Consider the following 11,946-nt stretch of genomic DNA (forward strand, 5'->3'; position numbering starts at 1 on the left):
AGGGGTTGTACGTCATGTGTGGAACGATGAAAGCAATTGTTAAAAAAGAAAGCGCTTACGGAGCGGCGTTGATGGAGATGCCGATTCCAGAAATCAAAAATCATGAAGTTTTGATCCAAGTGAAAGCCACTTCGATATGCGGAACAGACGTGCATATTTATAATTGGGACGACTGGGCTAAGGGAAGAGTCAAAGCGCCCTACATTTTTGGACATGAATTTACAGGGGAAGTTGTTAAAGTGGGGAAGCAAGTCTCACGAGCAAAGGTAGGGGACTTTGTATCGGCTGAGACGCATGTTGTATGTAATCAATGTTATATGTGCTTAACAGGGCAGCAGCATTTGTGCAGTGAAACGAAAATTTTAGGGGTAGACATTGATGGCTGTTTTGCTGAATATGTCAAAGTACCTGAACAAAATGTGTGGCACAATCCAGCCCAAATGCCGGTTGAGCTTGCCTCTATACAAGAGCCGCTAGGAAATGCTGTTCATACTGTACTGCACACACCTGTTTCAGGTAAGTCAGTGGCGATTTTTGGCTGCGGACCAATCGGTTTAATGGCAATTGCTGTCGCAAAAGCCTCCGGGGCTGTTCAAGTGTTCGCTGTTGATAAAAATGAATACAGGCTCGATCTTGCCCGAAAAATGGGTGCAGATCATATTGTAGATATTGGAAAAGATGATCCAGTCGCGATGATTAAGCAGCTCACGCGGATGGAAGGGGCAGACGTGATGTGTGAGATGTCAGGTCATCCAGCTGCCATTAATCAAGCACTCGAAGCTTGTGCAAATGGAGGAAAAGTCAATATACTAAGCTTGCCAGAACGGCCAGTGACAATTGATATTACGAATCAAATTGTTTTTAGGGGATTAACCGTGCAAGGGATCACGGGGAGAAAAATGTTTGAGACGTGGCGTCAAGTATCTGAGCTGTTAAGAACGAATACCATTGATGTAAAGCCAGTTGTCACTCATACACTGCCATTTGAAGAGTTCCAAAAGGGATTTGAACTTATGCAAAGCGGTACGTGCGGAAAAGTCGTACTGATGATGCCATCATATCAAAGGGGGAAGAAATGATGAAAGAATTCACGTATTTACAAGATGAATTGGACACAATGAAGCAGCAAGGCACCCACCAAACTTTGAAAGAGATCGACTCAAAACAATCATCCACTGTTACATTAAATGAACAATCTGTCATACAACTCTCCTCAAATAACTACTTAGGCCTCACCTCGCACCCAAGGCTGATGAAAGCAGCAAAAGAGGCGATTGATGAATTCGGTGCGGGTACAGGATCTGTACGAACCATCGCCGGCACAATGACAATGCATGAACGCCTTGAAAAAAAGCTTGCTTCATTTAAAAAGACAGAAGCTGCTCTTGTGTTCCAATCAGGCTTTACGACCAACCAAGGGGTCTTATCCAGTATCCTGACAAAAGATGATATTGTCATTTCAGATGAACTGAATCATGCCTCCATTATTGATGGAATCCGATTAACCAAAGCAGATAAGAAAGTATACAGTCATTCTAATATGGAAGAGCTGGAGAAGATTTTGAAGAAATCAATGAATTACCGCGTCCGCCTCATCGTTACAGATGGTGTGTTCTCGATGGATGGAGATATCGCGCCACTTCCTGAGATCGTCAGGCTCGCAGAAGCATATGATGCATTTGTGATGGTAGACGATGCGCATGCCTCGGGCGTGCTTGGCGAGAATGGCCGCGGGACGGTCAACCATTTTAAACTCGACGGCAGAGTGCACATTCAGGTCGGGACACTTAGCAAGGCTGTCGGAGTGCTCGGCGGCTACGTGGCTGGTTCAGCGGTTTTAATTGATTATCTAAAACATAAAGCAAGATCGTTTTTATTCAGCACCTCTCATCCGCCAGCTGTGACTAGAGCGTGTGAAGAAGCGATTGAAGTGCTGTTAGATGAACCGGAGCGAATCGATACACTTTGGGAGAACGCCGCTTATTTTAAAGAAAAAGTCATCAGCCTTGGATTTCAAGTCGCCCGAACAGAGACACCGATTATCCCAATCATGATTGGAGACGAAGCACTTACTTTTCGTTTCTCAAAGGCTTTAATAGAACGAGGCGTGTTTGCCCAAGGCATCGCCTTCCCAACTGTAGCAAAAGGCAAGGCAAGAATTAGAGCCATCATCACAGCCGAGCACACAAAAGAAGAACTAGACCGGGCACTGACAATCATTGAAGAAGAAGCAAAAAAACTAAACATACTTGATTGAGAGAGCGCAGGCTCTCTTTTTTTGACGATATTCTTTCCAATTTTCATCAAATCTACCGTTTGTTATGTATAATGTATGTAAAAAGATCTATTGGGGTAAGTGATGAGACAAATGTTATTTAATAATGAAGATTTTTATAAGCAATATTTAGATTATAAGAGCAATGTAATAACAGATAAGAATCACCCTTTTCACATAATGTTTAATAAAGAGATACCAAACAAAATTCAAAATGAATTAGAAAAACGTCAAATGAAAAATTTGGATAGAATCGATATTAAAGCATCTACAGGAAATGGAAAAATTTCAGAGTCTATTTGGATAGCGTTTCTAGACCAGCTTTTAACAAAGAATCAAAAAACAAATAAAACAACAACACAAAAAGGATTATATATAGTCATTTTATTCGCTAATAATGGCAAAGACTTTTATTTATCGATTGGTTTAGGTACTGAAAATCTATCTCTCAAAAAGATTAAATATGAAGCGGATGTTTGGCGAGAACGACTAAAACCTCAATTGATGAATAGTCCTAATTTAAAAGGATTTGAAATAGGTGATTTTTACTTAGGAGAATCTGATAGACCTAAAAAATATGCAGCAGGTTCTTTGGTATTTAAAAGGTATAATATTGATACATTTAATCAATACGAATTTTTAAAAGACATATATAACTTAAATGATTTTTTTTATGACTTTATTTTCGAAATATATTCGAATCCGGATCTTCATATGGACACAAAGAGTAATAAGAGTATAAAAAGAAAAAGAATCATCCATAGAGACGTTTATAAGCAATTAAGAGAAGAAAGAGCCAAGCGAAATGAAGAGACAGGTCGAATAGCAGAGAAATTTGTTTATGATATGGAAGTAGAGCAATTAAAAGCAGCGGGTCAGGAGCAATTGGCGAAAAAAGTAAATTGGTTAGCCGAAACGGAAGATGGTCATGGATTTGATATCAAATCGTATTACCCTGATGGAAAAGAAAAACTAATAGAGGTGAAGGGTTCTAAACTTGCTCATCAAGATTTTCCTTTCTTCTTATCTGAACAAGAAAGAATGGTAGCAGAAGAGGAAAAAGAAGCGTATGTGATTACTTTAGTTGAGAGTGTCGGTACTCAGCAAATGAAGGTTGTAAAAGAAATACAAAATCCTTTGGAGAAAGATAACCTACTGTTAAAACCTACTCAATACTCATGCAGAATCCGGGTGGATTGAAAAGTGATGACACATATGATTTATTTTCAATTCATTACAAAATAGTCTATACTGTAGGGTGGAACTTGGTTTGAAAGGAGTACAAATTCATGAATGAAGAGCAGAGAAAAGCGAGCGGACAAGTAAGTTCATCGGACAAAAAATCCGAGAAGGACTACAGCAAATATTTTGAAGCTGTGTACATTCCGCCTTCTTTAAAAGATGCAAAAAAACGGGGTAAAGAAGAAGTTGAATACAATCAATTTCAAATTGACGAGCAGTTTCAAGGGTTAGGAAACGGCCGCAAGTTTTATATTCGCACATATGGCTGTCAAATGAATGAGCATGACACAGAAGTGATGGCTGGTATTTTTATGGCGCTTGGCTATGAACCAACAAACTCAACGGAAGATGCAAATGTCATCTTATTAAACACTTGTGCTATTCGTGAAAATGCAGAAAATAAAGTGTTTGGAGAGCTTGGACATTTAAAAGCATTAAAACGTGAAAAGCCAGATTTAATTTTAGGTGTCTGCGGATGTATGTCACAAGAAGAATCTGTCGTGAGCCGTATTTTGAAGAAACACCCGTTTGTTGACTTGATTTTCGGCACGCACAACATTCACCGCCTGCCAGAGCTGTTATCTGAATGCTACCTTTCAAAAGAAATGGTCATTGAGGTTTGGTCAAAAGAAGGCGACGTGATTGAGAACCTTCCAAGAGCCCGTCAAGGTAAAATCAAGGGCTGGGTGAACATTATGTACGGTTGTGATAAATTCTGTACATACTGTATCGTGCCTTACACGCGCGGCAAGGAAAGAAGCCGCCGCCCAGATGAAATTATTCAAGAGGTCAGACGTTTAGCAGCAGAAGGATATAAGGAAATTACCCTTCTTGGTCAAAACGTGAATGCATATGGAAAAGATTTTGAAGATATGGAATATGGTCTTGGCCACCTGATGGATGAGCTGCGAAAAATTGATATTCCGCGTATCCGTTTTACAACAAGTCACCCGCGTGATTTTGATGATCACTTAATTGAAGTCTTAGCCAAGGGCGGAAATCTTCTCGATCATATTCACCTGCCAGTTCAATCCGGAAGTTCTTCTGTGCTGAAACTTATGGCGAGAAAATATGACCGTGAGCGTTACCTTGATCTTGTGCGCAAAATCAAAGAAGCTATGCCGAATGCTTCATTAACAACGGACATTATTGTTGGATTCCCAAATGAAACAGATGAGCAGTTTGAAGAAACACTTTCCCTCTATCGCGAGGTTGAGTTTGATGCTGCTTATACATTCATTTATTCTCCAAGAGAAGGAACGCCTGCAGCGAAAATGAAAGACAACGTGCCAATGCGTGTGAAAAAAGAACGTCTGCAGCGCCTAAATGCACTTGTGAATGAAATTTCTGCGAAAAAAATGAAGGAATATGAAGGGCAGATTGTCGAAGTATTAGTAGAGGGTGAAAGTAAAAACAACCCTGAGATCCTAGCCGGATATACAAGTAAAAGCAAGCTTGTGAATTTTAAAGCACCAAAAGAAGCGATTGGCAACATCGTCAAAGTGAAAATCACACAAGCCAAAACTTGGTCTCTTGACGGAGAAATGGTTGGAGAAGCTATCGAGGTGAATTAAAATGACACTTTATTCAAAGAAAGAGATTGTCGAGCGTGCAAGAGAGCTCGCTAAAATGATTTCTGAAACTGAAGAAGTTGATTTCTTCAAAAAAGCAGAAGCGCAAATCAATGAAAATACAAAAATTTCAACGATTATTAATCAAATTAAGGCGCTTCAAAAACAAGCTGTGAACTTAAAGCATTACGGCAAACATGAAGCCTTAAAGCAAGTCGAAGAAAAAATCGATGCCCTGCAAGAAGAACTGGATGACATCCCAGTGATTCAAGAATTCAAAGAATCACAAATGGAAGTCAATTCCCTGCTTCAGCTTGTAGCGCACACAATTTCGAATCAAGTAACAGATGAAATCATTCTTTCAACCGGCGGTGATCTCTTATTAGGAGAAACCGGTTCAAAAGTGAAAAACTCATCACCAAGTTGCTCCATTAAATGAGAAAACCCCGCAGATGCGGGGTTTTTTGTTTGTGGACTCTTATTTATTTGTAATTTGTAGTTTAGTATTTAAAATCCCTTGGCATTATAGGTTTATAATGCTTAAATGTTGCTATAAGTCATGTATAACAGAAATAGATGAGATTTCTTGCGATCTAATATTAAGGAAAATTAATACGGAATAGTAGAAAACCGCATAATACCTCATTAAAGGTGAGATCTTTGTGATCACTAAAAACTCACTTCACCTTATATGTAATTTATATTTTATAGGCTGTGACATCAACAAATTGTTGATGTCACAGCCCCTTTTTTATTTTCTATGGTTACCTTATTTCTTCATAAAACACGTAATACAAACTAAAAAAAGGTGGATATATTTTTAATGATATTCTTTATTATTTTTAAATCTAATTTTAAATATAAAGAAAACCGAATGTTGATTTTTATAAATAGCCCCTCCTAAAGGGACTGTGACTTCATCATTAAACCACAACCTTCTATTCCAATCAACCTCCAAACCTCCCACTCTCCAACTTTTCCAATTTTCAAGGCAAGTTTATGGGCGACCATGCATACACTGAAACAGAAATGAATTTAATTGAACATGAAGTTCAAAATCGTGACACACTAGACGAATGCCCAGCATAAGATAAAACGATCAAGAACAAGGAGGCATGCCGGAATGTCTGAATACAGAGAAATTATTACAAAAGCGGTGGTTGCAAAAGGGAGGAAATTCACCCAAAGCACACACACCATTTCTCCATCGCAAAAACCAACCAGCATCCTAGGTGGTTGGATCATTAATCATAAGTATGATGCTGAAAAGGTCGGTAAAACCGTTGAGATCGAAGGAACATTTGATATTAACGTATGGTACTCTTACGCCGACAACACGAAAACAGAAGTCGTCACAGAGCGTGTGAAGTATGTAGACATCATTAAACTGAGATATAAAGATAAGAATTTCCTTGATGATGAGCACGAAGTAATTGCGAAAGTATTGCAGCAGCCCAATTGCTTAGAAGTGACCATTTCTCCAAATGGCAATAAAATTATCGTTCAGGCAGAGCGTGAATTCATTGCTGAGGTAGTCGGTGAAACAAAAATTGTCGTAGAGGTCAATTCAAGCTGGAAAGAAAAAGATGATCACGAGTGGGAAGAAGAAGTGGATGAGGAATTAGAGGATATTCATCCAGAATTCCTAGCAGGTGAGACAGAAGAGTAAGGAATGACTAGGGCGCATATCCCCCTAGTTTTTTTGTGCCTGATCTAGGAGAAAAAAGGTGATTTTTTATGCTATAATTGGAGATGGTATGAATTCGAAAGTAATATAGTGAGGGATTAGAAATATGGCAAGTTATACGCCCATGATACAGCAATATTTAAAGATCAAGGCAGATTATCAAGATGCCTTTTTATTTTTTCGCCTAGGCGATTTTTATGAGATGTTTTTTGATGATGCAAAGGAAGCCGCGCAAGAACTAGAAATTACGTTAACAAGCAGAGACGGCGGCACAATTCCAATGTGCGGCGTTCCTTATCATTCTGCTTCTGCATACATAGAACAGTTGATTTCAAAAGGCTACAAGGTCGCCATTTGTGAGCAGGTGGAAGACCCTAAAATGGCAAAAGGTGTAGTCAAAAGGGAAGTCGTTCAACTGATTACACCAGGAACCGTCATGGATGGTAAAGGATTAAGTGAAAACGAGAACAACTTTATTGCGTCTGTTACCAGCTTTCAAAATGGGTACGGTCTTGCGCTGTCTGATTTATCAACAGGTGAAAACATGGCGGCTTTCATCGATCGATTAGATGAAGTCGTATCAGAAATTTATTCTGTCGGTGCAAAAGAAATTGTGGTGTCAAAGCAGCTGGATGAGGAAACAGTCAAAACCCTTAAAGAACGCTGCCAAGCGACCATTTCATACGAAGATAGTGATGCATTATTAGAGGAAGCTGAGCGGCTCGTTTCCCATCTAGACGAAAAGTTAAAAACGTCATTTTTAACACTATATGCCTATTTAAGAAGAACGCAAAAAAGAAGCTTGGATCATCTTCAGAAAGTTCAAGTGTTTGAGCTTGAACAAACGATGAAAATCGATCTTTACTCAAAACGAAACCTAGAATTAACAGAAACGATTCGTTCAAAAAGCAAAAAAGGCTCTTTATTATGGCTGTTAGATGAAACAAAAACAGCGATGGGCGGCAGACTGCTCAAGCAATGGATCGATCGGCCGCTCATTCGCCTTTCGCAAATTAATGAGCGTCAGGAAATGGTGCAAATCCTGATGGATCATTTCTTTGAGCGAGAGGATCTGCGCGAACGATTAAAGCAAGTATATGATCTTGAGCGTTTAGCGGGCCGCGTGGCATTTGGCAACGTGAATGCCCGTGATCTCATCCAGCTCAAAGAATCCTTAAAACAAGTACCGGATATTAAACAACTCGTTCATTCATTACCAGAGGAAATGGCAAAATCAAGAGCGAATGAGATTGATCCTTGTGGTGACCTCCTTAATTTATTAGAAGATGCACTTCATGAAAATCCGCCGATGACGATAAAAGAAGGCAATTTGATTAAAGATGGCTACAATGCAAAATTAGATGAATACCGTGATGCCAGCCGAAACGGAAAGGACTGGATTGCACGTCTTGAACAGCAGGAAAGAGAATATACCGGTATTCGCTCCTTAAAAGTCGGGTTTAATAAAGTGTTTGGTTATTATATCGAAGTGACACGCGCAAATACACATCTGCTGGAGGAAGGGCGTTACGAAAGAAAACAAACGCTTGCCAATGCAGAGCGGTATATCACACCTGAATTAAAAGAAAAAGAAGCACTGATTCTTGAAGCAGAATCAAATATTAACGAATTGGAATATGAACTATTTACAGCTCTCAGGGAGCAAGTAAAAGGCTATATTCCTAGATTACAGCTGCTTGCAAAACAAATGAGCGAGCTTGATGCGCTTCAATGCTTTGCGACTGTCAGTGAAAAGCGCCGTTATATCCGGCCGGAATTCTCAGAGGATGACGTGGATGTCAAAGATGGCCGTCACCCAGTCGTTGAAAAAGTGCTGGATCACCAGGAATATGTACCGAATGACTGCCATATGGGAAAAGGCAGACAAACCTTACTCATCACTGGACCGAATATGTCAGGGAAAAGTACGTATATGAGACAAATGGCGCTCATCTCGATTCTTGCGCAGATTGGCTGCTTCGTGCCTGCGTCAAAGGCGACGCTTCCAATCTTCGATCAAATCTTTACACGTATTGGTGCAGCAGATGATTTGATTTCTGGTCAAAGTACTTTTATGGTAGAGATGCTCGAAGCAAAAAATGCGATGGTGCACGCAACCAAAAACAGCTTGATTTTATTTGATGAAATTGGACGCGGGACAAGCACCTATGATGGAATGGCTCTTGCGCAGGCGATCATTGAATTTGTTCATGATCATATTGGGGCTAAAACCCTATTCTCTACACATTACCATGAGCTCACGGTCCTTGAATCTCAATTAAGCGAGCTGAAAAATGTTCATGTGCGAGCTGAAGAGCATGAAGGCACGGTCGTTTTCTTACATCAAATCAAAGAAGGTGCAGCTGATAAAAGCTATGGTATTCATGTAGCGCAGCTTGCGGAATTGCCTGATACCATCATTAATAGAGCCCAGACTATTTTAACGGAGCTTGAGAGCGGATCACATGACGTGACCCCAACCGTATCTGCAGCACCAAAAGCAGAAAAGGCTGAAGAAAAACAGCAGCTATCTTTCTTTGAAGTAGAAGAAAAACCGCAGCCGAAAGCTGCGCTAAAACAGAAGGATCAAGCGGTCATAGACGAATTAAAGTCTTACAACCTAATGGATATGACGCCGCTTGAAGCGATGACAAAGCTGTATGAATTGCAAAAGAAATTATAATGTAAGGTGAGGTGAGCAGAAATGGCAAAGATTATTCAGTTATCCGATGACCTATCCAATAAAATTGCTGCAGGTGAAGTGGTCGAGCGTCCGGCTTCTGTTGTAAAGGAGCTTGTGGAAAATGCGATCGATGCAAAAAGTACAGTCATTGAAATCGATGTAGAAGAAGCAGGTCTTTCTTCTATCAGGATTATTGATAATGGTGTTGGAATCGATGCTGAAGATTGTAAGCTTGCCTTCCAGCGCCATGCAACGAGTAAAATCAAAGACGAAAATGATTTGTTTCGTGTCAGAACGCTCGGATTCAGGGGAGAGGCGCTGCCAAGTATTGCATCCGTCTCTCACCTAGAAATGAAAACAAGTACTGGCGAAGGAGCTGGGACACACTTAGCTTTGCAAGGCGGGAAGATCATTTCAGAGAAAAAAACCTCTGGCCGCCGCGGCACCGAAATTGTGGTCACCAACTTATTTTACAATACGCCAGCCCGCCTAAAATACATGAAAACCGTTCATACGGAACTTGGTAATATATCGGATGTTGTCAATCGAATTGCGCTAGCTCATCCCGAAGTATCGATCCGTTTGCGTCATCAAGGGAAAGTCCTGCTACAGACGAATGGAAACGGAGATGTGCGTCATGTACTTGCGGCCATTTACGGGACAGCTGTGGCTAAAAAAATGCTGCCGCTTCACGTACAATCACTTGATTTTGAAGTGAAAGGATATATTTCCTTACCAGAAGTGACGAGGGCATCACGGAATTATATGTCTTCTGTTGTAAACGGCCGATATGTCAAACATTTTCCGCTCGTGAAAGCGATCCATGAAGGGTATCACACGCTGCTTCCGATTGGCCGTCATCCAATTACATTCATTGAGATGAAGATGGATCCCATTCTAGTGGATGTGAACGTTCATCCTTCGAAGCTAGAAGTGAGGCTAAGTAAAGAGCAGGAACTTCATGATCTGATTAAACAAGGAATTAAGGAAGTATTTCAAAAGCAGCAGCTCATTCCAAGTGCTTCAGTACCAAAAAAAGCACCAATGCCAGCTGTGAAAAATGAGCAGCAATCCTTAACCTTCGATGCGAAACAAAGGAACTCAAGCCCAGCGGAAACACCGCTAACCTATCAGCCGGAGCCGCACTCGTCGGTCGTATACGAGACAAGTCATACCGATGCATACGGAATGCCTAAACAAGAGAAGGCAGAAGCATCATCACCAGTATTTTATGAAGAAACCTCATCTGAGCGTATTCATTTAGAGGAATCCGCCGCTTCACTTGAATATGAAGAGACGGTACTGCATGAAGATGTGACAGAAACGATTCCTGAAAACGAACGCGTCCCTGTGATGTATCCAATTGGGCAAATGCATGGCACATATATTTTGGCTCAAAATGAACGAGGGCTTTATATCATCGACCAGCATGCGGCTCAAGAGCGAATCAAGTATGAGTATTATCGTGAGAAGGTAGGAGAGATCAAGCAGGAAGTGCAAGAAATGCTCGTCCCCTTAACATTTCACTACTCTAAAAACGATATGCTGATCATTGAAGAGCATAAGGATATTCTCGCGAAAGTGGGGGTCTTCTTAGAGCCCTTTGGTTCAGGTAGCTACATCGTTCGGTCGCATCCGCAGTGGTTTCCAAAAGGTGAAGAGGCTGAATTGATCGAAGAGATTATAGAGCAAGTGCTTGATGAAAAACGTGTTGATATCAAGAAACTAAGAGAAGAAGCGGCGATTATGATGAGCTGTAAAGGCTCAATCAAAGCAAATCGTCATTTGCGTCATGATGAAATCAAAGCCTTATTAGATGAACTTCGGCAAACGAAGGACCCATTCACCTGTCCGCACGGCCGGCCGATCATCATTCATCACTCGACATATGAGATGGAGAAAATGTTTAAACGGGTGATGTGATGTAAAAAAAGCGCTCTAATCAGAGCGCTTTTTTATTTAGCATCCGCAAGGATCTGGCGGTGTGACCACAACTGGTCGTGTATTAATATCAATCGTATCTTCTGCATAAAATGTGGAACCGATGCTGATGGCTCGATTTTCTGCACGGAACGTGTATGTACCTGCAGCAGGAAGTACTTTATGTGAAAGCTTTAATGTATATTTGGAAATTCCAAGTAAATCCAGTCTGAGCGGAATACGAACGGTTTGTCCGTTGTTCAAAATATAGCTGTCTTTTAATGCTTTGCCGTTCATAATGTCTTTAGTTGTTGCCTGGAAACCCTTTGGCAGAGTGAACTCAACCGCACCAAGACTTAGAACAGAATTTGGGCTGTACGTCAGCTCAATGTCAGAAAAAGACCATTCCTGCTTACTTGCTCCTGTAATTTTTGCGTAAAGTGCAGCTGGTTTTGCATTAGTTGTTGCTTTGCCGGCTTCCTCAGCAGATGCAGAAAGCGGTACTGACAGCGCCATAACCAATGTGAGCATCCCCATCATAAGAATCGTCCATGTTTTTTTCATTTTT

Annotated in this window: 9 protein-coding genes; 8 read left to right on the forward strand and 1 reads right to left on the reverse strand. The window is 40.7% G+C overall.

The window, feature by feature from the left end; translation table 11 throughout:
• Positions 1-14: 14 nt before the first annotated feature.
• The 8 genes from tdh to mutL all read left to right on the forward strand — a co-directional run bounded on the left by tdh (position 15) and on the right by mutL (position 11,381).
• Entirely contained in the window at positions 15-1,079 is a 1,065-nt protein-coding gene (gene tdh, locus MHH65_RS08340; protein WP_034281903.1) for an L-threonine 3-dehydrogenase, read from the forward strand.
• The gene (locus MHH65_RS08345; protein WP_098676896.1) at positions 1,079-2,257 is read left to right on the forward strand and encodes a glycine C-acetyltransferase; all 1,179 of its coding nucleotides are present in this window, start codon (positions 1,079-1,081) and stop codon (positions 2,255-2,257) included. The genes tdh and MHH65_RS08345 overlap by 1 nt, the downstream gene beginning before the upstream one ends.
• Before the next feature lie 102 nt (positions 2,258-2,359).
• Positions 2,360-3,475, forward strand: coding sequence for a DUF3578 domain-containing protein (locus MHH65_RS08350; protein ID WP_335350977.1), 1,116 nt, complete (start codon positions 2,360-2,362; stop codon positions 3,473-3,475).
• 89 nt (positions 3,476-3,564) lie between these two features.
• Positions 3,565-5,091, forward strand: coding sequence for a tRNA (N6-isopentenyl adenosine(37)-C2)-methylthiotransferase MiaB (gene miaB, locus MHH65_RS08355; RefSeq protein ID WP_034281907.1), 1,527 nt, complete (start codon positions 3,565-3,567; stop codon positions 5,089-5,091).
• Between the two features lies 1 nt (position 5,092).
• Positions 5,093-5,527 carry a RicAFT regulatory complex protein RicA family protein gene (locus tag MHH65_RS08360; protein WP_008358013.1) on the forward strand — a complete coding sequence of 145 codons (435 nt, stop codon included), beginning with the start codon at positions 5,093-5,095 and terminating at the stop codon, positions 5,525-5,527.
• A 684-nt stretch (positions 5,528-6,211) separates the two neighbouring features.
• Positions 6,212-6,757, forward strand: a complete 546-nt coding sequence (cotE, locus tag MHH65_RS08365) for an outer spore coat protein CotE (protein ID WP_056766518.1) — start codon at positions 6,212-6,214, stop codon at positions 6,755-6,757.
• Positions 6,758-6,881: 124 nt separating this feature from the next.
• Positions 6,882-9,458 (forward strand): DNA mismatch repair protein MutS, encoded by a 2,577-nt coding sequence (gene mutS, locus MHH65_RS08370; protein WP_056766520.1) that lies wholly within the window; start codon positions 6,882-6,884, stop codon positions 9,456-9,458.
• 21 nt (positions 9,459-9,479) lie between these two features.
• Positions 9,480-11,381, forward strand: coding sequence for a DNA mismatch repair endonuclease MutL (mutL, locus tag MHH65_RS08375; protein ID WP_335351034.1), 1,902 nt, complete (start codon positions 9,480-9,482; stop codon positions 11,379-11,381).
• Positions 11,382-11,417: 36 nt separating this feature from the next.
• Here the strand turns inward: mutL and bslA are convergent, their stop codons facing one another.
• Positions 11,418-11,942, reverse strand: coding sequence for a biofilm surface layer hydrophobin BslA (gene bslA / locus MHH65_RS08380; protein WP_024424102.1), 525 nt, complete (start codon positions 11,940-11,942; stop codon positions 11,418-11,420).
• Between the last annotated feature and the right edge of the window lie 4 nt (positions 11,943-11,946).

Origin of the sequence: Bacillus sp. FSL L8-0654, assembly GCF_038629965.1 — a bacterium.
GTDB lineage: Bacteria > Bacillota > Bacilli > Bacillales > Bacillaceae > Bacillus > Bacillus safensis.